Below are 20451 nucleotides of genomic sequence, written 5' to 3' on the forward strand. Positions count from 1 at the left end.
GCCGCGACACGGCTTTTTTTTATTGTACAAAATTTGTTCTTATCTGCGTGAATCCTTGTGCTGGCAAGCGATTGGCGGGGGTGGTCTGCGAAAAAGATGAGATTTTCATGTTGACACATTAGAAAACCATGATAATATTGCCATTAAACGACGCGAAACGTCGATAACATCAATAGAGGGTGAGTCATAATGAGTGATACGTTGAACTTTACTGTCAGCGGCGATGATATGCAAAAGCGCAGTGACGAGATCAAGGTCGGCGTCGATCGGGCGCCTGGTCGCAGCTTGTTGTACGCGACAGGGAAAGTCAAGAATCCAGAAGACATGAAGAAGCCGTTCATTGCGATCTGTAATTCTTACATCGAAATCGTCCCAGGCCATGTGCATCTGCGAGAGCTGGCAGATATCGCCAAAGAAGAGATCCGCAAGGCTGGCGGGATTCCGTTTGAATTCAATACAATCGGGGTTGATGATGGGATCGCGATGGGGCACATCGGCATGCGTTATTCCTTGCCGAGTCGTGAAATCATCGCGGATTCAGCTGAAACCGTCATCAACGCCCACTGGTTTGATGGCGTGTTGTACATGCCGAACTGTGACAAGATCACCCCTGGGATGATCATGGCGAGCCTGCGGACGAACGTGCCGTGCACGTTCGTTTCCGGCGGCCCCATGAAAGCCGGCGTTGACCCGAACGGCAAAGCGGCAACGTTGTCCACCGTTTTTGAAGCGGTCGGGGCTTTCAAAGACGGCAAGATGTCCAAAGAAGACTTCCTCGAACTCGAACGCCACGCTTGCCCATCATGCGGCTCTTGTGCCGGGATGTATACCGCCAACTCGATGAACTCTTTGATGGAAGCGCTGGGCTTGGCCTTACCATACAACGGGACTGCGCTTGCCACTTCCGAAGAGCGGCGTGAGTTGGTCCGCAAGGCCGCGCGTCAGGTGATGTATAACGTGCAACACGACATCAAGCCGCGCGACATCGTCACCAAAGACGCGATCGACGACGCGTTCGCCTTGGATATGGCCATGGGTGGCTCCACCAACACCGTGCTTCACGGCTTGGCCATCGCCCATGAAGCCGGGATCGATTATTCCGAAGAAGACATCAACGTCATCGCGAAGAAGACCCCGCATATCGCCAAGATCGCCCCGAGTTCTTCTTATACCATGGAAGAAGTCCACGAAGCCGGCGGGATCCCAGCTATCTTGAACGAATTGATCGAACACGGCGGGATCTTGCATCCTGATCGCTTGACCAACACCGGCAAGACGCTGCGCGAAAATGTTGCCGGCGCGCACACCAAGAACCCTGAAGTCATCCGCACGATCGACAATGCCTACTCGCCTGAAGGTGGCCTGTCTGTCTTGTTTGGCAACATTGCCAAAGACGGCTCGGTTATCAAAGTCGCTGGGGTCGACGATGACATCCACACATTCACGGGGACTGCTGTTTGCTTTGATTCTCATGATGAAGCGGTCGAAGGCATCGATAACGGTACCGTCAAAGCCGGGGATGTTGTTGTGATTCGGTATGAAGGTCCTAAAGGCGGCCCGGGTATGCCGGAAATGCTCAACCCAACTTCTGACATCATCGGTCGTGGGTTAGGGCGGACAGTTGCGTTGATTACCGACGGCCGGTTCTCCGGGGCCACCCACGGGATCTGTGTCGGCCACGTTTCACCGGAAGCCGCATCTGGTGGTGAGATCGCGTTGATTCATGATGGCGATAAGATCACCATCGATCTGACCAACCGGACCTTGAACGCGGACGTGTCGGAAGAAGAATTCGAACGCCGGCGTCAAGAATTGAAGCCATTCAAGCCAAAGGTTCGCTTCGGGTACCTCGCACGCTATGAATATTTGGTCACCTCGGCTAACACCGGTGGCGTGATGCTCGGGGCCGACGAATTATTCGGTAAAGAAGACGACAAGCAAGATTAATCCTTTGTTTAATTGAAAGGAGGCATTCCATGACTACAGAAGCAGTACCGGCGACTGACCTTCAAGATCGCTTGTTGGCGGATCTGTCCAGTGTGATCGATCCGGAGCTAGGCGTCGATTTGATCAATTTAGGGTTGATTTATGGCCTGAAAATGACCGATGGCGTCGTGACCGTGACGATGACGTTGACGACGATGGGATGTCCGATTTCTCAAGTCTTAGAGAATATGATCGAATCAGCTCTGGAAAAGGAACCAGAAGTATCTGAAGTTAAACTCGACATCGTCTGGTCGCCTGCATGGACGCCAGACAAGATGAGTCGTTATGCCCGCATGGCATTGCGGTATCACTATTAACACAAGCGCTAACCAACGCCTGACAAACAGAAATTTGAGGCGATTATATGGATAAAGTAGAAGCATTTGGTAAATGGGTAAGTCGTTGGTTTACCTTGATCGTTATTGTTTGGGCAGCATTTAATTATTTTGTCCCCCAGACCAGTACTGCCATCATTCCTAACACGAGTTATCTCTTAGGGATCATCCTGTTCGGGATGGGCTTGACGTTGCGCGGGGAAGACTTCGCGCGGATCTTGAAGCGCCCGTTACCAGTCATCTTAGGCACGGTTGCCCATTATGTGATCATGCCGTTGGTTGCGGTGTTACTCTGCAAGATCTTTAACCTGCAAGGGGCCACTGCTGCCGGGGTCATCTTAGTTGGTTCTTGCCCAAGTGGGACGAGTTCTTCAGTGATGGCTTACCTGGCCGGCGGGGATGTTGCCTTGGATGTTTCCATCGAGACGTTATCGACGCTGATCGCACCGCTCGCACTGCCTGGTTTGCTGGTATTGTATGCCGGTAAGTACGTGCCGATCCCGACCCAATCGCTGTTTTTGAGCACGGTCAAGATCGTCTTAGTCCCAATCATCTTGGGCGTTGTGATCCACACCTTGTTCCGCAAGCAAGTTGATGTCATCACTCGTGCTTTACCGTTGGTTTCCCAAGTGGCGATCCTCTTGATCATCGGGGCCGTGGTTTCTGCTAACCATGCCAACCTGTTCACCGCCGCAACGGCACTTGTAATCCCTGTTGTCATGTTACATAACCTGTTTGGCTATGCTTTAGGCCTAGGCTTCTCGTTCTTGATCCGATTGAAGGAACCGCAACGCAAGGCGATCACCTTCGAAGTCGGGATGCAGGATTCTAGTTTAGGCGCAACGCTTGCGATGGCCTACTTTGCGCCAGCCGCCGCAATTCCGTCCACACTGTTTAGTATCTGGCACAACATCTCCGGATCCGTCTTGTCTTCTTGGTGGCGCGGTCATACCGAAAAGAAGCACAAGGCCGTTGCCGCGACCGCGGTCACGCATTAGGTTCATTGTTTAATTAGCAAAAAGTGACAAGTCGTTATCGCTTAGCGCACAAGCGTCGGTGCAGAACAACTCAATGGGTTGGACTGGACCGACGTTTGTGTCTTCAGGGGTCCGTCAATTGACAAATTAGAATTCAGTGATAACATTTTAATATTCTTCCAATAGAGGTGAATCGAATGAAACGTGAGCGCTGGCAAACAAACCTGGTGTATTTATGGTTTGGTAACTTCATGACCGGAATGGGTTTTTCGATGACGATGCCGTTTTTGCCGTTGTTTATCCAGACGTTAGGCAACTTCGGCAAGTGGCAGTTGAACTTGTTGAGCGGGTTTGCGTTTGCCATCACCTTCTTGGCTAAGGCCATCGTTTCGCCTTTTTGGGGCCGCCTCGCCGATCAATACGGGCGTAAGCCGATGTGTCTGCGAGCGAGCTTGGGGATGACGTTCACCATCACGCTTTGTGGCTTGGCGCCTAACGTCACCATTTTGATCATTCTGCGCGCGATCCAAGGCTGTTTTTCCGGGTATATCAATAACGCCAACGCGATCATCGCCGCAAGCGTTCCGGTAGAACGCTCCGGTAAGGCGCTGGGGACTTTGGCGACAGGTAACGTGGTCGGCACCTTGTTAGGCCCGCTTTTAGGCGGGGTCTTGGCTGGGATGTTTGGCTATCGGTCCAGTTTCCTGGTCACCGGGGCGATGATGCTGGTCGTGTTCGTCTTGACGCTGTTTTGTGTGCACGAAGAATTCACCCCGATGAAAAAAGCGCAGATGATGCCGACGCGGCAGATCTTCAAGGAGATCCGTTACCCACAACTGATCTGGGGCCTGTTCATCACCACGATGGTGATTCAAGCGGCAAACATGTCGATCACCAGCTTCATCAGTCTCTTAGTCGACTCCCTGGTGAAAAATCCCGGCCAGGTGGCGTTTGTTTCAGGGGTGATCTCGTCTTTGCCGGGGATCGTCACGCTGGTTGCCAGTCCGCTGCTGGGGGCGCTGTCCGATCGGGTCGGGCCGGAAAAAGTCTTGCTGAGCGGGTTAGTGTTGGCGGTGGCTTGTTTCATTCCGATGAGCTTCATTCATAACATCTGGCAACTGGGGATCTTGCGGATGTTTTTGGGGATCTCAGACGCGGCCTTGTTGCCGGCGATCCAGACGCTGATGACCCGGTATGTCCCCAAGGCAGGGTTTGGCCGGATCTTCTCGTACAACCAGTCGTTTCAGGCGATGGGCAGCGTCTCGGGGCCGATGCTGGGTTCGATCGTTGCCAGCTTGTTCAATTATCGCGGGGTGTTTATGATGACCGCGATCATGGAAGGCGTCAACGTGCTACTGCTCTTCCCGGCGACGCGCCAGGTCTGGCGTACCAAAGATAAGGTGATCGAAAATCAAGAAGCCTAACGAGATAACAAACAGGCGTGTGGTAATTTGACCCACGCCTGTTTGCTGTCTGGGGGCCACTTTACTTCTGCGCGATTTTCACGTAGTGTGGAGAACAGATACTTAATGGAAGGAGTGGCCGCAGATGAACGTAAAAAAAGGCGTGACAGCAGGCGCACTGCTGGTAGCAGCCGTGCTGCTGGCGGCTTGTGGTGAGCAGACCAGCAAGAAGAAGACCCCGGCGCAAACCAACACCTGGTCGCGAATGGCCAAAGATGTGATCCAGACGCAAGACAACGCCAAGATCATCGATGTCATTTCGGGGCAGACCGCAGTCGACACGATGGACGGCCTGTATCGGTATTCAGGCAATCAGCTGGAACCGGCAGTGGCTAAATCCGTGGTCCAACCGACCAACGGCGGCTTGACGTATACTTATCACCTGCGGCAGTCGCGATGGACTAATGGTAAGCCGGTCACGGCGGCGGATTTTGTTTATGCTTGGCGACGGGCCGTGACGCCTGCGACCAAGTCCGAATACGCGTACCTTTTCTCCGGCATCAAAAATGCGGACGCGATCCGTTCAGGCAACGCGGCGCCGGCGACGTTAGGCGTGAAGGCAGTCGATGCCCACACCTTGGAAGTTACCCTCGAGCATGCGATCCCGTACTTCAACACGATGATGGTCAACCCGGTTTTCTTTCCGCTCAGCAAGGCCGCGGTGACCAAATACGGCGATAAGTACGGCACTCAAGCGCGCTACGTCCTCAACAACGGCCCGTACACGCTGAAGGGCTGGACCGGCACCAATGCCGCGTGGACTGAAGTGAAGAATCCCGAGTATTGGAACGCCAAGAACGTTCACATCAAGACCATCAAGACCACGGTGGTCAAAGACTCTGCCACCGCGCTGAGTTTGTATCAACAAGGCAAACTCGATGACGCCGTGTTGACCGGCGATGACGCGCAGGCGCAGCGCCACAATCAAGACTACCGCGGCTTGAAACAAGGCCGGACCAGCTATTTGGATATGAACGAAAACAAGGTCCCGGCTTTCAAGAATGTTGACTTGCGGCAAGCCATCTCGTTGGCGATCAACCGGCCGCAACTGGTCGACAAGGTCTTGCGAGATGGGTCGATCCCGGCACGCAACTTAAGTCCCCAAGGAATCGCCCAGAATCCGACGACAGGCAAAGACTTTTCCGTGGAGGCGGCGCAATCGCCTGCGGGTCAGTATACGACCTATCACCTGGCCAAGGCCAAAAAGCTTTGGGCGTCAGGGCTGAAGGCGGTGGGCAAGACGAACTTGCACGTGACGCTGCTGACAGATGACACCCAGCAGGCTAGACAAACGGCGGTGTATCTGCAGTCGACGCTGGAACAGTTGCCAGGCTTGAAGGTGAAGCTGCAGCCGGTGCCGTTCAAGACGCGCGTGGCGCGGTCGTTGGCGGGAGACACGCAGTTGGTGCTGTCCAGCTGGCAAGGCGACTATCCGGATCCGGTATCGTTTTTGGATATGTACACCACCGGCAACACGTACAACTTCGGGGCCTGGCACAACGCTCAGTACGATGCGCTGATCGCAGCGTCTAAAACAACCGACGCCGCCGATGCCACCAAGCGGTATCAAGATCTACAACAGGCACAACAATTGTTGACCTCCCAGGCGGGTGTTGTGGCACTGTATCAAACCGTCGAGACCCACTTGGTGAACCCAACGATCAAGGGGCTTACCTACAGCCCAGCCAATATTTATAACTACGTCGGCGCAAGGCTGAAATAAAAAAATCCGCAAGCGCGGATTTTTTTATTTCCCGGGAAATGATTCCGGTGCGTTTTGGGGGCCGGTCGATTACAATAGAAGAGATATGGTGAGGGGTGAAAGAATGGTTAAGCGGTATTGTGAGGTAAGCTTGATCTTACGGATCGTGATTGGGATTGTGGTCGGCACACTTTTGGGATTGATTGTGCCGCAGTTCAGCGCGATCGGGGTCTTGGGACAATTGTTCGTCGGGGCACTGAAAGGGATCGCGCCGGTGATGGTGTTTTTCATCATCATGAGCGCCATTTCCCATTATGAAGGCGGCGGTGAGAATCACTTTGGCACCGTGATCGTGGTTTATCTGGTTGCCACGTTTTTGTCAGCGGCGGTGGGTGTGATCGCCAGTTTTATGTTTAAGGTCCGCTTGGTTTTTCCAAAAAGCGTGCACGTGGATACCAGCGCGGCGCCTAAGGCCTTGGGCAAGGTGATCTCAGATCTGTTGGTCAACGCGGTCGGCAACCCGGTGCAGGCAATCAGCCAGGCGAATTATTTAGCGATCTTGTTTTGGGCGCTGATGATCGGGGTTGCCTTGCGCTTGGCCTCCAAACAGACGCGGCAGGTGCTCACCGAAGTTTCCAATGCGATCACGCATGTGGCGCAGCTGATCATCGAGCTGGCACCGTTTGGGATCGTCGGGCTGATGTTCAGCACGATCAGCGAAACCGGGTTTGCCGGTGTCGCCCGGTATGGCCAGTTGGTCGTGTTGCTGGTGGGGGCGATGGCGTTTGTTTATCTCATCATGTATCCGCTGATCGTGTGGCTGATGACGCGCCAGAATCCGTATCCGTTGACGCTGTGGACGCTTAAAGTCAGCGGGATCCCGGCGTTTTTCACGCGCAGTGGGGCCGTCAATATTCCCATCAATCTGAAGGCGTGCGAAGATCTCGAACTCGACGAGACTTCGTATGCGGTATCCATTCCCTTAGGTGCCTCAGCCAACTCTGGCGGCGCCGCGATCACGATCTCGATCATGACCTTGGCGGCGTGCTACACGCTGGGCATCACCGTCAGCTTGCCGCTTGCGTTGATCTTGTGCGTTTTGTCAGCGCTGGCGTCAACCGGGGTTTCCGGGATCGCCGGCGGATCGCTTTTGATCATCCCGATGGCCGCGTCGCTGTTTGGCATTTCCAACGATATCGCCATGCAGGTCGTGGGAGTCGGCTTTATCATTGGGGTGATCCAAGATTCGGTCGAAACTGCCGTGAATTCCGCCGCGGATCTGTTGTTCACGGCGGCGGCCGAATACCGCGACCGGCGCGTTGCCGGGACGCCGGTCGACATGCGCGCCGCGGTCAGGCGAGCGAAAGCAAAAGAATAGACGATTTATGGCAAAAGCATTGGGATGATACCGGTTCCAATGCTTTTTTCATTGGAATCTTAGCGAAAACTCATTTTTTGTGGCAAAAATCGTAGACAGATGTGCGAGCAGAGTGTACAATTAGCAACATCAACTTAAAGGTACACATGAGGAGGAGTTGCGTATGTTCGCTAAATATCGTTCGGTCAGTTTGATCTTGCGAATTATCATCGGCTTGTTGGTCGGTGGCTTACTCGCAGTTATTTTTCCTAAGGCGGCTTTCATCGGCGTCTTGGGGCAGTTGTTCGTTGGCGCGTTGAAAGGGATCGCGCCAGTCATGGTCTTCTTCCTGATCATGGCCGCGATTTCTGCTTACCATTCTGGTGGTCAGAACCATTTTGGCTCCGTTATCAAGCTTTACCTGTCAGCAACGCTTCTGTCAGCGTTCGCTGCGGTTGCCGCTTCTTGGATCTTCCCGTTGAAGTTGGCCTTTCCTAAGAGCGTCCATGTGGCTGCTTCTGCCGCTCCCAAAAGTTTATCCAAGGTGATCGAAAATCTCTTGGTTAACGCGGTTGGCAACCCGCTTGACGCGATCGTGAATGCGAACTATCTGTCGATCCTGTTTTGGGCGTTGATGATCGGGTTTGCGCTGCGGCTTGCTTCCAAGCAGACGCGGCAGGTCCTCACCGAAGTTTCTGATGCGATCATCAAGGTTGCGCAGTTGGTCATCGAATTTGCCCCGTTTGGGATCGCTGGGTTGGTTTACACGTCTATTTCCGAAACCGGGTTTGCCAGCGTTGCGAAGTACGGCCAACTCGTGCTCTTGTTAGTCGGGACCATGGCGGCGGTTTATCTGGTCTTGTATCCACTGATGGTGTTTGTGATGACTGGGCAAAACCCATATCCGTTGACCCTGTGGACCCTGAAGGTTTCTGGCATTCCTGCGTTCTTCACCCGTAGTTCCGCGGTCAACATCCCGATCAACCTGCAGGCTTGTGAAGACCTCGGCCTCGATAAAGAATCTTATGCGGTTTCGATCACCCTTGGCGGCTCGGCCAATTCTGGTGGTGCTGCGATCACGGTTTCTGTTATGACCTTGGCGGCCTGCTCGACGCTTGGCATCCATGTGTCGTTCTTCTTGGCGATCATCTTATGCCTGCTGACCGCCTTAGCCGCTACTGGTGCCAGTGGCATCGCCGGTGGGAGTCTGCTGATCATCCCAATGGCCGCTTCGATCTTCGGGATCTCTAACGACATTGCCATGCAAGTTGTTGGGATCGGGTTTATCATCGGGGTCATCCAAGACTCTGTTGAAACTGCGGTCAATTCCGCTTCTGATCTGCTCTTCGCCGCCGCGGCTGAATACCACGATGTGCAAAAGAAGACCGGGAAGAAAGCCGATATGAAAGGCGCGCTTCGTGCCGCAAAGCTAAAAGAGTCTTCCCGTATCGATGTTCCTGTTGCCGCAGACGGCGCAGAACACGCTTAATTAAAATTTAACGCGACTCCGATGGCGCCTCCTGATTACAGGGGGCGCCTTTTGTGTGCAGACGACAGCCCCTGTGGCTGTGCTTGACAATAGTGAGTAATAATGGAAGAATACTTAGGGTGTTTCTCATAATCTTAATCAACGTTAATCGATACATAGGGCGAACGCTTACCATGCAACAAATGTAGGCGGGAGCCTGTTTCTATAGGAGGACAATAATGCACGCGCTCTTCAAACGAATGACGCAAAAAGAAGATCCTAGCGTATATGAAGATAAAGATTCTCACTTGCCACGAGTGCTGACGGTCAAAGACTTTCTGGCACTAGGTGTCGGCACGATCGTGTCGACGACGATCTTCACGCTGCCTGGCGTGGTGGCGGCGACCCATGCCGGGCCTGCCGTCGCCTTGTCTTGTTTAGGTGCCGCGATCGTCGCCGGATTAGTCGCCTTTGCCTATGCCGAAATGGCCGCGGCAATGCCGTTTGCCGGATCCGCTTATTCTTGGATCAACGTGGTTTTCGGTGAGGTTTTCGGCTGGATCGCCGGCTGGGCCTTGTTAGCGGAGTACTTCATCGCCGTGGCCTTTGTCGCCTCGGGCTTGTCAGCTAATCTACGAGGCCTGCTGGCCAGCTTCGGGCTGGTCGTGCCCACGGCCTTGGCCAATCCGCTAGGCCACAACGGTGGGGTCATCGACATCATTGCGACGGTCGTGATCATCTTGGTGGCACTATTGCTGTCTCGTGGCGTCAATGAAGCCGCGCGCGTGGAAAACATACTGGTCGTGTTGAAGGTCTTGGCCATCTTAGCGTTCATCGCCATCGGCCTGACCGCGATCCACTGGGAGAACTACTCGCCGTTCATTCCCGCCTACCATCCCAATCCTGACGGGTCGGCGTTCGGGGGCTGGAAAGGGATCTATGCGGGGATGAGCACGATTTTCTTGGCGTATATCGGCTTTGATTCGATTGCCGCCAACTCTGCGGAAGCCAAGGATCCGGAAAAAACTATGCCGCGCGGGATCATCGGGAGCTTGATCGTTGCGGTGATCTTGTTCATGGCGGTGTCGTTGGTGCTGGTCGGGATGTTCAAATATTCCGTGTATGCCGGCAACGCTGAACCCGTCGGCTGGGCGCTGCGCCATTCCGGTCATCAATTGGCGGCGACTGTGATCGAAGCCGTTGCGGTGATCGGGATGTTCACGGCCTTGATCGGGATGATGATGGCCGGCAGCCGGCTCTTATATTCATTCGGGCGCGATGGCATGTTGCCGAAACCTTTGGGCAAGCTGACCGCTAACAAAGGGCTGCCAAATAATGCCTTGTTGACCTTGATGATCATCGGGGTCATCATCGGGGCCTTGTTCCCGTTTGATTTCTTGTCCCAGCTGATCTCTGCCGGGACGCTGATCGCGTTCATGTTCGTCAGTTTGGGGATCTATCGCCTGCGACCGCGTGAAGGCGTCGATATCGCCAATCCGTCGTTCAAGATGCCGTTTTATCCGGTCATGCCCGCGCTTGCTTTCATCGGGGCGCTGATCGTCTTCATGGGGCTCGATATTCAAGCCAAGCTGTATTCAGGCGCTTGGTTTGTGATCGGGGTGATCGTTTATCTCGCCTATGGGATCCATCATTCTGTGTTGGATAAGAAAGATTGAGCAACAATTAGGGTAGTCCTTGTCTGGGGCTATCCTTTTTTTGCCGGCGAGGCTGGTGAGATAGGCTGACGTCGCTTGCATGAAAAATGAATCCGATTTCAATGCTAATCGAGACAAAAAGGTGATACAATAACAAGGGCTTGTTGGCAATGACTATCTTTTTTGCTACCAAGTTCTTAGAAACTCACCATAATCTCATTTAATGTGCTAAGCTTTCATAGTATCTTAACAAAGGAAAGGTGATATTATATGACGCAAGCTACCGACTACATTTCAGCGGTCCGCGCGAAGATTCAACAGCGCGACCCGAACCAACCAGAATTCCAAGAAGCGGTGTCTAACTTCTTTAAGACCATCACCCCTGTTTTTGAAAAGCATCCAGAATACATCAAGGCCAACGTGCTGGCGCGCATCACCGAGCCAGACCGGGCCATCCAGTTCCAGGTGCCGTGGTTGGATGATGCCGGCAACATGCAAGTCAACCGAGGCTTCCGGGTGCAGTTCAACTCCGCCATCGGCCCTTACAAAGGTGGCCTGCGGTTGCATCCTTCCGTTAACCTTTCCATCGTTAAATTCCTGGGCTTCGAACAGATCTTCAAGAACTCTTTGACCGGCCTGCCGATCGGCGGCGGCAAAGGGGGTTCTGACTTCGATCCTAAAGGCAAGTCAGACAACGAGATCATGCGTTTTTGCCAAAGCTTCATGCTCGAATTACACCGCCACATCGGGTTGGACATTGATGTGCCAGCCGGTGACATCGGCGTCGGTGGCCGCGAGATCGGTTACCTGTATGGGATGTACAAGCGCCTGCACGGGGCAGAACGCGGCATCTTGACTGGTAAAGGCTTGAGCTACGGCGGTTCATTGGCTCGTACCGAAGCCACCGGTTATGGCTTGTTGTATTACACCAACGCGATGCTCAAAGAAAACGGCCAGAGCCTGGAAAACAAGCGCGTCGTGATCTCTGGTGCCGGCAACGTGGCGATCTATGCGACTGAAAAAGCCGAGCAGTATGGCGCCAAGGTCTTAACGGTTTCTGATTCCAGCGGCTATGTCTACGACGAAAACGGGATCGACGTGGCGACCTTGAAGCAGATCAAAGAAGTTGAACGCGCACGGATCAGCGAATACGCCAAGCGCGTGGCCACGGCTGAATACCATGAAGGCTCTGTTTGGGATGCTGACATCAACTATGATGTCGCATTGCCATGCGCGACCCAAAACGAGATCAACGGCGACCAGGCCAAGAAGCTTCGCGCTAACGGCGCCATCGCTGTTGCCGAAGGGGCCAACATGCCATCTACACCGGAAGCGATCGCCGAATATCAAGGCAACGGGATCCTTTACGGCCCAGCCAAGGCCGCTAACGCCGGTGGCGTTGCGGTATCCGCGCTGGAAATGGGACAAAACTCTCGCCGCGCTTCCGATTCATTCGAAACCGTTGATGGTGAGCTGAAAGCAATCATGGAAACCTTGTTCCAAAACTCGGTCGATGCGGCCAACGAATACGGCGTTGCCGGCGACTATCTTGCCGGTGCCAACATCGCCGGCTTCACCAAGGTTGCCGACGCGATGACCGCCCAAGGCTGGTAATCACCGGCGCTTTGGCCAGTTAAGGCATAAAAAAACAATCGCACCTCTGGATCGTGGCGTCTCGTCAGGCGCGGTCCAGAGGTGTTTTTGCGAAGTACTGGGCGATATATTGGGAAATTCGTAGACGCTTTCAGGTAAAACATTAGGTTTATTTGGATGTCTGTGTTATACTGAACTCAAGTAATTAACAGAAGCGAGAATTATTGTGTCATGCATAATGAATTTTCCTTTCGAGATTACCGTTGTTTGTCACTATGTTTTTTATAAAGGAGATTCATCACATGCAACAAGGCACAGTAAAATGGTTTAACGCAGACAAAGGTTACGGCTTCATCACAGGTCAAGATGGCCAAGACGTCTTTGTACATTTCTCCGCTATCCAAGGCGAAGGCTACAAGTCTCTTGACGAAGGCCAAGCTGTTTCCTACGATATCGAACAATCCGATCGTGGGCCTCAGGCTGCTAACGTTAACAAGCTGTAATCCAGCGCGTTAATATTAAAAAACCGTTCCGGCAATAGCCGGAGCGGTTTTTTTGTGTCTTCAGGCATTAGCCACATTGGCAATGATCGTCGCGATCGCTTCCGGCGATTCCTTGGCATCATTGGCCAACCAGCGGGTGATGACGTGAATGGCGCCGTTGAAATAATAATCAAAATAATAGTTCAACAAGGCGGGATCGGATTCCGAAAAGCGCTGGGCGTAACTGCGCAGCGTCTGGGTGCGCAAGGGCTGAAGGATCGTCTGGAGCACTGGGCTGGCTTCGATGTTTTGCAAAATGATCGCGGTGGCGGTGTCCGCTTGGGCGACGACGGCGAGAACTTGCGGTAGCCAGCTCATCAGGTCGGCTTCGCTGTGGATCAGCGGCGTCACTTGCTTGACGAGGTCGCGTTCGATCTCGTGGAACAAGGCGGCGGGGTTATCGTAGTGTGCGTAAAAGGTGCCGCGATTGACATCCGCTTCTTGGCAGATGGCGGTGACGGTCACGCTGGCCAAAGGTTGAGTACTTAGCAATGCAATCAAGGCGCGTTTGAGTTGGTCGCGGGTGTATTGGACCCGGCGATTGTTTTTGATGCCGACCATGAGGGCTTCCTTTCGCCATAAATTGAACATTGTGTTCAATTCATGACAGACTGATGCTTTTTGTCGTTGCTGTCATTTTGCCACAGCGGGATAATATTAACAATAAGCATTGAGGGGGACATTCTGTGGCATACATCGAAGTTAAAAACGAATACAAGACCTACCAGATGGGCGAGACCAAGATCCACGCTAACCACGACTTGAATTTTGAGTGCGAGCAGGGACAACTGACCGTGATCCTCGGCCCCAGTGGCGCCGGCAAATCGACTGTGTTGAACATTCTCGGCGGGATGGACACGCCGACATCGGGCCAAGTGCTGATCGATGGCGTGGATATCGCCCAGTTCAACGACAAGCAACTGACCGAATACCGCCGCAGCAACGTCGGGTTCGTGTTCCAGTTCTACAACTTGGTGCCTAATTTGACGACTAAAGAAAACGTTGAACTGGCCAACTCGATCGTTGACGACGCCTTAGACGCCGAAGAAACCTTGCGCCAGGTCGGCTTAGGCGAGCGGCTGGACAACTTCCCGTCGCAACTTTCCGGTGGGGAACAGCAGCGTGTTGCCATCGCGCGGGCGTTGGCGAAAAACCCCAAGCTCTTGTTGTGTGATGAACCGACCGGGGCGTTGGATTATGAGACTGGCAAGCAGGTCTTGCAGCTCTTGCAAGACGCGTCGCGTAAGGCGAACAAAACGGTGCTGATCATCACGCACAACGCCGCGTTGGCCAAGATGGCCGATCGGGTGATCCGCATCAACGACGCGCGGGTGCGCGAGGTTGTCGATAACCCGAGCCCGACGCCGGTAGCCGAGATCGAGTGGTGATGGCGATGAAACCCATGACGAAAAATCTCTGGCGTGAGATCCGCGCCAGCCGTGGTCGCTTCATCGCGATCATCTTGATCATTATGATGGGCTGTTTGATTTTTGTCGGCGTGCGTGCCGCGGGACCGGGGCTCAACGAATCCATGACCACCACCGTGCAAAAACACCACCTCGCAGACGTTCAGCTGATGAGCACGACGGGCTTCACGGCTAAAGACATCCAAACCGCAGAAAAAGTCGCCGGCGCCCAAGCAGAAAAGGTGAAGCTGACCTATGCCACTGGCGGCAAAGACGCTCAGGCGGTGGCGGTGTATGGCTATCAGCCACATGCGGATATTAACCGGTTGGTGCTGCGCAGCGGGCACTTGCCGAGACAAGCCAACCAGATCGTGCTGGACCAAAAGGCCAAAACCGACTACGGTTACAAGCTCGGGCAGACGTTTAGGTTCGACAAAGACGCCAGCATGAAGCGCCGCAGTTTCACAGTCGTCGGGTTTGCAGATTCGCCGCAATATATCGACAACGGGTTGCGCGGGGCCGCCAATGTTGGCGACGGGACCGTTCGCTTTTTCGCTTATGTCCCGCAACAACAGATCGATCTGCCGGTGGCGACCATGTTGAACATCCGCTTCAAGTCGCTACAAGGGGAAAATACTTATGCGGATAGCTACAAGACCGCACGCAATGCCAAGCTCAAGAAGCTGAAGGCCGCTTTCAAGCCGCGCGCCACGCAGCGTGCCGACGAGGTCTACCAAGACGCGGCCAAGCAGCTCGACACGCAACAAGCCAAGCTCGATGCCGGCACCAAGCAGCTGGCAGCCGCTAAGGCGCAGGTCGCTCAAGCTTCAAGCGGGGCGCTGAGCACAACGCCGGCGATCAGCAAGCAAGAAGCGACGCTCAAAGCCGCACAGACCAAGCTGGATCAGGCACGCACCAAGGCCAAGCAGGCGGCAAAAACCACCTACACATGGCAAGACCGGTCTGATCTGCCAGGCTTTTCTGCGTATGGCGAGTCTAGCGAGCGGATCGCCGCCATCGCCAATGTGTTTCCGGTGTTTTTCTTCTTGATCGCTGCGTTGATCACCTTCACCACCATTACGCGGATGGTGGAAGAGGCGCGCGGACAGATCGGAACGTTCAAGGCGTTGGGATACGGTAAATGGGCGATCGCCAAGAATTATCTGGAATATGCCTTGATCGCTGCGATCGTCGGCGGTGTGCTCGGTAGCTGGATCGGGAACATGACGCTGCCACGCTTCATTTTGTCGATGTATGACAGCTACTTGCCGCTGACGCAAACGGTACGCTTCCAGTGGGGGAGCTTCGCTTTGGCGATGGTGTTCGCGTTGCTGGCTTCCGTCGGGGCGGCGGCTTATGTGGTACGCCATGAACTCGAGGAAGGACCGGCGGCGTTGATGCTGCCAAAAGCGCCAAAATCTGCCAAGCGGATTTTACTCGAGCGGATCACGCCACTGTGGTCGCGATTGAACTTCAACCAGAAGGTCTCGTACCGTAACTTGTTCCGCTATAAAAGCCGGATGGTGATGTCGATCGTCGGCATCGCCGGCGGCTGTGCGTTGATCCTGACCGGATTTGGCATCCGCGATTCGATCATCGCCTCTAGCACCCGCCAGTATGGCGACATCGTCAAATACCAGACGGTCGTGTCACTGGCTGACAGCGATTCAGAAGCCGCCGCCCGCAAAGTGTTGCAGCGTAACGATCAGTATCGCAGTAGCACGCCGATCGCTGCGAAAACCGCCAAGTTGCGCTACGGCGACGAAAGTGTGGATTCCGTCAATGTGTTCACGCCAAAAACCGCCGCCTTTTCTCGCTATATCCATCTGACCAGCACCAAAGGCAACAAGCTCACCTTGCCGGCCAAAGGTGCGGTCATCAGTCAAAAAACGGCGACGTTGCTCGGCGTGTCTGCCGGACAGCGCGTGCGCGTGCATCTGACCGGCGGCAAAGTCGCACAGGTGAAAATCGCCGCCATCGCCAAGAACTACATCGGGGATTATCTCTACATGAGCGCCGGCGCATACCGCGAAGCTTGGAGCAAGGCGGCTGTCAGCAACGCGCTGTTGGTGCGATTGGCGCCGCAATCTGATAAACAGCGCAACGCCTTAGCCCACAAGCTGTTGGCATCTAAGGCGGTGCTTGGGACGAGCTATGTGGCAGATCAAAAGAACAGCATCGATCAGATGTCAGGAACGCTGACACCGGTGGTCGTGATCTTCATCGTGATGTCGGGACTCTTGTCTTTTGTCGTGATGTACAATCTGACCAATATCAATGTTTCCGAACGGATTCGGGAGCTATCGACGGTTAAGGTGCTTGGTTTCTACGATCGGGAAGTGACCATGTACATCTCGCGAGAAAATATCGTCTTGACCATTGTCGGCATCATCTTTGGCTTCTTCGTCGGTAACGCCTTGACCTGGTACATTTTGCGTCAAGCCACAACGGCACAAGTAATGTTTCCGCTTGTCATCCACTGGCCGGGCTACATCGCCGCCACAGTCTTGATGGCCTGTTTCACCGGCATCGTGATGCTGGTCACCCACAAACGCCTCCAACACGTCGACATGGTCTCTGCGCTCAAGGCTACGGAATAACCCAGAGCGAAGCAAAGCGATATTAGGCGGGAGTCTAAGATGGCCTGGGTGCATGCGGCAGTGCCGCGCGTGACCGGGACAGCTTAGACAGCCCGCCGTTGCGCCACGTAGCTCGACGAATAACCCAGAGCGAAGCAAAGCGGTTTTAGCGATGGGAATAAGACAGCTTGGGTGCGTGACGGCAACGCCGGCGCGTGACCGAGATGACATATACCCGATCGCGTTGCTTTGCGTAACTCGACGAATAACCCAAACCGCACAAGAAAACCCAGACCAAAACCTAAGGATATAGGTTCTGGTCTGGGTTTTTGCGTCTAGTCATAAGACTTTAACTGTCCCCAGCGGCCAATAACGCCAAACAATGACCGATTCGACTTGAGATTGGGTGATAAATCCAAACGCTCGCCCGTCGTTGGAAATCAGCCGGTTGTCACCCATCACGAAGTAGCTGTGGGCGGGGACTCGCTTGGCCTGGGTCGACTTCAGGTGTTGAAGGTCAAAATTTGCGGTGAAATGCTTGAGGTGGTAGGTCTTGGCATACTGTGCTAACTCGCGCTTGGCAAATGCGGTTTGCAAATAAGGTTCGGCATATGGCTTGCCATTGATATAGAGATGATCATCTTTGACCGCAACGGTGTCTCCAGGCATGCCGATGACACGCTTGATGTAGAGCCCGCTGGCATGATCAGGTGCATCTAAGACGATGATGTCGAACCGATGTGGGCGTTTGTGCTTAAGCGACAGCAACCGTTGACCCGATTGGAGTGTCGGTTGCATCGAGTTGCCAGAGACGATATCGTTAGCGACAAAATAGCGCGTCGAAAGAAACACACCGATGAAAACGACAATCAGCAAAAGGAGCCAGCGCCAAGTAGATTTATCATGAGACGCCACGGCGCCACCTTCTTTCGAAACTATTCCCCAAGGAGAGGGTCGTCGCTGAAGTCGTCGACCAGTTGGAAGTGAACGTTTTGGTTATCCTTCAACAACTTTGCCACCGGGCACTCATCAAGCGCTTGGGCGATGATGGCTTGGGCAGCCGACTCGTCATAACCCGGCATGCGGATCTGCGCGGTGACGATAAACTGGTAACCGATCGTGTCGTGTTCGATATCGACGCGGACGCGCAGCTGTGAGTTTTCCGGTTGCGACTGACGATGTTGAACGATACGAATGGTGGCGTTGAAGCACGTCGCCAAAGCAAAGCCGATGAACTGCTCCGGATTGGTGCCAGGGGCCTTGATGAGCGAACTGGAGACACCCAAGGCTAGCCCTTCGTCACCTTCGACGAAGCTGGTACCGGTCAATCCGTTATGGTTTTGAACAAAAGTGTGATATAGCGATGCCATCGGAATTCCTCCGTTGTTCTGCGGCCCCCCACCGGCTGAACAGTTATTTTGTAGTCGCTTTCAGAGTACCACGTTGTGCGCGATTAGTCACTAAATTCAGTGACTAGTGTGATGGTAACGTTGGCACTATCGTGAAGTAGTTTTGCCATCGGGCATTCCCGCTGTGCCTGGTCAAGGATTGCCTGCGCGGCTTGTTGGGAATGTTCTGGCAATTGGGCTTCAGCGTTGAGGGTAAACTGGTAGCCTGCCACATCGCGCCCCATATCCACGCGGACGCGAACCGTCGCGTCGACAGGTTCGTGTTGTCGCGCTTCGATGGTGTGCAGCGTGGCGTTGAGGCAGGTCGCCAGCGCCAAGCCAACCAGTTGTTCCGGGTTGGTGCCTGGCTGTTCTGTGAGCGGACTGGAGACGCCTAGTTGTAAGCCTTCGCGCGCTTGGATGTAGCTGGTGCCAGGCAGCCCGGTCGCGTTAACAGCAAAAGTATGATAAAGAGATTCCATGTAGATGCCTTCTTTCCTAGATTGCCTCGATTATACGCCAAGGGTGATGACTTTGGTGGCGACACGTTCGATGAAGTCGGTGTCGTGTTCGACAAAAAGGATCGTCGGCTGGGAGGCGAGAATGCTGTCCGCCAACTGGTCTTGGTTGTATAAATCGAGATAATTCAAGGGCTCATCCCAGACGAAAAGGTTGGCCGGGGTGACCAGAGACGCCGCCAGCTCGACTTTTTTCTGTTGCCCCATCGACATCGACTCGATCGGGGTGGTGAAGCTCGCCCGCTCGAGGCCTAGTTTCTTCAGGTTGTTCAACAAGGCCTGATAATCGAGGTGTTGCGCCTGAGCGAAGGCCGCCAGCGTACCACGATTGTGATATTGTTGACGGACCCAGCTGAGCGTGAGTTGGGGATGCAACAAGGTGCCGGTTGTATCGCCGGTAAATTGGCCGGCCAGTACGTGAAGCAGCGATGACTTGCCAATCCCGTTGGGGCCGACCAAGGCGACGCGTTCGCCGGGGCGCACATCAAAGCTGACGGGTGCGAACAGCGTGGTGCCGTCGTGGCCAAGCTGAAATTGGTCGGCGTGGATGTAGACTGCATGGTGGTCGGGCAAGGTGTTGATGGTCAACGGCGCCACGTCTTCGATGTTTTTGAGCAAACCGGCTTTGGTTTCGAGCTCATGGTCCATGCGTCGCTCGAGATTCTTGCGTTTTTGCATGACGCGCGCGGCCCGCGCCCCAATGAAGCCGGTGTCGTAAACGGCGCCGGAGCCTTTGACGTGGCGGTCGCCGTATTTGTCTTTTTCCCGGGAGGCCGACCAGCGCGCTTTTTCCGCCGCGGTTTGTTCGAGGCGGTGGATATCGCGGCGCAACTTCTGGTCTTCTGCGCGCTCGGCGGCGTCTTGGTTTGCCTTGGCGTCGGCATAGGTGCTGTAATTGCCTTGGTATAGCGTGATCTGTTGGCGGTCAATGGCCAGCGTGTGGTCGGTGACTTGATCGAGAAAATGCCGGTCGTGGCTGATGACGATGAAGCCAGACTTGCGCTTCAGGTAATCAGCGACCAGCTGGCGCGAGGCGGTATCAAGATGGTTGGTCGGCTCGTCGATCAAAGCAAAGCGGTCGGTGTCAGTGAACAGCAACGCCAAGCGAAGCTTCGTCTGCTCGCCGCCTGACAGATCGACATAAGGCCGCCAAAGCAGGTCGGGCGACATGCCCATCAGGTTCAACTCGCGCTCAAGTTGCCATTGTTCGAAGTCGTTGGCTTCTTGCAAGGCGTACAGCGTCAGCTGGCTGGGATCTGCGATCGGCTGGGGGAAGTAGGTCAACGCAACCGGCACGTGGAGATCGCCGGCGTGCTCGAGCTGGCCTTGCAGGAGCCGCAGTAGCGTCGTTTTCCCGCGTCCGTTGCGCCCGACCAGTCCTAAGTGCCAGCTGGTGTCGAGATAAAAGTTGGTATCGGTGAATAACGGGGCTTGCCCGTCGTAAGCAAAGTTCAGATGTTTGATGGTAATTGTCGACATAGT

The 20451-nt window shown here is 54.3% G+C and carries 17 protein-coding genes; 12 read left to right on the forward strand and 5 right to left on the reverse strand.

Going from position 1 to position 20451, the window contains the following annotated elements:
- The first annotated feature begins 189 nt into the window (after positions 1-189).
- From ilvD to ACYVRB_RS06110, 10 genes are all read left to right on the forward strand, one after another.
- Complete coding sequence (gene ilvD / locus ACYVRB_RS06065) at positions 190-1947, forward strand: dihydroxy-acid dehydratase (RefSeq protein WP_461214204.1); 1758 nt, start codon at positions 190-192, stop codon at positions 1945-1947.
- A gap of 29 nt (positions 1948-1976) precedes the next feature.
- Entirely contained in the window at positions 1977-2303 is a 327-nt protein-coding gene (locus tag ACYVRB_RS06070; protein WP_461214205.1) for a metal-sulfur cluster assembly factor, read from the forward strand.
- A gap of 47 nt (positions 2304-2350) precedes the next feature.
- The gene (locus tag ACYVRB_RS06075; RefSeq protein WP_461214206.1) at positions 2351-3319 is read left to right on the forward strand and encodes a bile acid:sodium symporter family protein; all 969 of its coding nucleotides are present in this window, start codon (positions 2351-2353) and stop codon (positions 3317-3319) included.
- A gap of 176 nt (positions 3320-3495) precedes the next feature.
- Positions 3496-4722, forward strand: a complete 1227-nt coding sequence (locus ACYVRB_RS06080) for an MFS transporter (RefSeq protein ID WP_461214207.1) — start codon at positions 3496-3498, stop codon at positions 4720-4722.
- 124 nt (positions 4723-4846) lie between these two features.
- Positions 4847-6484, forward strand: coding sequence for a peptide ABC transporter substrate-binding protein (locus tag ACYVRB_RS06085; RefSeq protein ID WP_461214208.1), 1638 nt, complete (start codon positions 4847-4849; stop codon positions 6482-6484).
- A 103-nt stretch (positions 6485-6587) separates the two neighbouring features.
- Positions 6588-7841, forward strand: a complete 1254-nt coding sequence (sstT, locus tag ACYVRB_RS06090) for a serine/threonine transporter SstT (protein WP_461214209.1) — start codon at positions 6588-6590, stop codon at positions 7839-7841.
- A 163-nt stretch (positions 7842-8004) separates the two neighbouring features.
- Positions 8005-9309, forward strand: coding sequence for a serine/threonine transporter SstT (gene sstT / locus ACYVRB_RS06095; protein WP_461214210.1), 1305 nt, complete (start codon positions 8005-8007; stop codon positions 9307-9309).
- Positions 9310-9527: 218 nt separating this feature from the next.
- Positions 9528-10964 carry an APC family permease gene (locus tag ACYVRB_RS06100; RefSeq protein WP_461214211.1) on the forward strand — a complete coding sequence of 479 codons (1437 nt, stop codon included), beginning with the start codon at positions 9528-9530 and terminating at the stop codon, positions 10962-10964.
- 249 nt (positions 10965-11213) lie between these two features.
- The gene (gene gdhA, locus ACYVRB_RS06105; RefSeq protein WP_461214212.1) at positions 11214-12557 is read left to right on the forward strand and encodes an NADP-specific glutamate dehydrogenase; all 1344 of its coding nucleotides are present in this window, start codon (positions 11214-11216) and stop codon (positions 12555-12557) included.
- A gap of 281 nt (positions 12558-12838) precedes the next feature.
- Positions 12839-13039: a cold-shock protein gene (locus ACYVRB_RS06110; RefSeq protein WP_125753234.1), complete on the forward strand. Its 201-nt coding sequence runs from the start codon at positions 12839-12841 to the stop codon at positions 13037-13039.
- 60 nt (positions 13040-13099) lie between these two features.
- On the opposite strand, the gene ACYVRB_RS06115 is transcribed toward ACYVRB_RS06110, so the two are convergent.
- Entirely contained in the window at positions 13100-13639 is a 540-nt protein-coding gene (locus ACYVRB_RS06115) for a TetR/AcrR family transcriptional regulator (protein ID WP_461214214.1), read from the reverse strand.
- 125 nt (positions 13640-13764) lie between these two features.
- On the opposite strand from ACYVRB_RS06115, the gene ACYVRB_RS06120 reads away from it, so the two are divergent.
- Both ACYVRB_RS06120 and ACYVRB_RS06125 read left to right on the forward strand, forming a co-directional pair.
- The gene (locus tag ACYVRB_RS06120; RefSeq protein WP_461214215.1) at positions 13765-14466 is read left to right on the forward strand and encodes an ABC transporter ATP-binding protein; all 702 of its coding nucleotides are present in this window, start codon (positions 13765-13767) and stop codon (positions 14464-14466) included.
- A 5-nt stretch (positions 14467-14471) separates the two neighbouring features.
- Positions 14472-17084: an ABC transporter permease gene (locus ACYVRB_RS06125; RefSeq protein WP_461214216.1), complete on the forward strand. Its 2613-nt coding sequence runs from the start codon at positions 14472-14474 to the stop codon at positions 17082-17084.
- Between the two features lie 318 nt (positions 17085-17402).
- Here the strand turns inward: ACYVRB_RS06125 and lepB are convergent, their stop codons facing one another.
- The 4 genes from lepB to abc-f all read right to left on the reverse strand — a co-directional run bounded on the left by lepB (position 17403) and on the right by abc-f (position 20448).
- Positions 17403-17978: a signal peptidase I gene (gene lepB, locus ACYVRB_RS06130; RefSeq protein WP_461214217.1), complete on the reverse strand. Its 576-nt coding sequence runs from the start codon at positions 17976-17978 to the stop codon at positions 17403-17405.
- 20 nt (positions 17979-17998) lie between these two features.
- Entirely contained in the window at positions 17999-18439 is a 441-nt protein-coding gene (locus tag ACYVRB_RS06135) for an OsmC family protein (RefSeq protein WP_461214266.1), read from the reverse strand.
- Positions 18440-18516: 77 nt separating this feature from the next.
- A complete protein-coding gene (locus tag ACYVRB_RS06140) occupies positions 18517-18933 on the reverse strand; it encodes an OsmC family protein (RefSeq protein WP_461214219.1) in 417 nt (138 codons plus the stop codon).
- A gap of 30 nt (positions 18934-18963) precedes the next feature.
- Positions 18964-20448 (reverse strand): ribosomal protection-like ABC-F family protein, encoded by a 1485-nt coding sequence (gene abc-f, locus ACYVRB_RS06145; RefSeq protein WP_461214220.1) that lies wholly within the window; start codon positions 20446-20448, stop codon positions 18964-18966.
- Between the last annotated feature and the right edge of the window lie 3 nt (positions 20449-20451).

It is taken from the genome of Lacticaseibacillus boliensis, from assembly GCF_054784775.1.

Bases quoted from the DNA above. Each gene is read 5' to 3' on its own strand.
- sstT (WP_461214209.1), top strand. From the start codon at position 6,588: ATGGTTAAGCGGTATTGTGAGGTAAGCTTGATCTTACGGATCGTGATT.
- ACYVRB_RS06075 (WP_461214206.1), top strand. From the start codon at position 2,351: ATGGATAAAGTAGAAGCATTTGGTAAATGGGTAAGTCGTTGGTTTACC.
- ACYVRB_RS06110 (WP_125753234.1), top strand. From the start codon at position 12,839: ATGCAACAAGGCACAGTAAAATGGTTTAACGCAGACAAAGGTTACGGC.
- ACYVRB_RS06080 (WP_461214207.1), top strand. From the start codon at position 3,496: ATGAAACGTGAGCGCTGGCAAACAAACCTGGTGTATTTATGGTTTGGT.
- sstT (WP_461214210.1), top strand. From the start codon at position 8,005: ATGTTCGCTAAATATCGTTCGGTCAGTTTGATCTTGCGAATTATCATC.
- ACYVRB_RS06115 (WP_461214214.1), bottom strand. From the start codon at position 13,639: ATGGTCGGCATCAAAAACAATCGCCGGGTCCAATACACCCGCGACCAA.
- ACYVRB_RS06070 (WP_461214205.1), top strand. From the start codon at position 1,977: ATGACTACAGAAGCAGTACCGGCGACTGACCTTCAAGATCGCTTGTTG.
- ACYVRB_RS06125 (WP_461214216.1), top strand. From the start codon at position 14,472: ATGAAACCCATGACGAAAAATCTCTGGCGTGAGATCCGCGCCAGCCGT.
- ACYVRB_RS06085 (WP_461214208.1), top strand. From the start codon at position 4,847: ATGAACGTAAAAAAAGGCGTGACAGCAGGCGCACTGCTGGTAGCAGCC.
- ACYVRB_RS06140 (WP_461214219.1), bottom strand. From the start codon at position 18,933: ATGGAATCTCTTTATCATACTTTTGCTGTTAACGCGACCGGGCTGCCT.
- ACYVRB_RS06100 (WP_461214211.1), top strand. From the start codon at position 9,528: ATGCACGCGCTCTTCAAACGAATGACGCAAAAAGAAGATCCTAGCGTA.
- abc-f (WP_461214220.1), bottom strand. From the start codon at position 20,448: ATGTCGACAATTACCATCAAACATCTGAACTTTGCTTACGACGGGCAA.
- ilvD (WP_461214204.1), top strand. From the start codon at position 190: ATGAGTGATACGTTGAACTTTACTGTCAGCGGCGATGATATGCAAAAG.
- gdhA (WP_461214212.1), top strand. From the start codon at position 11,214: ATGACGCAAGCTACCGACTACATTTCAGCGGTCCGCGCGAAGATTCAA.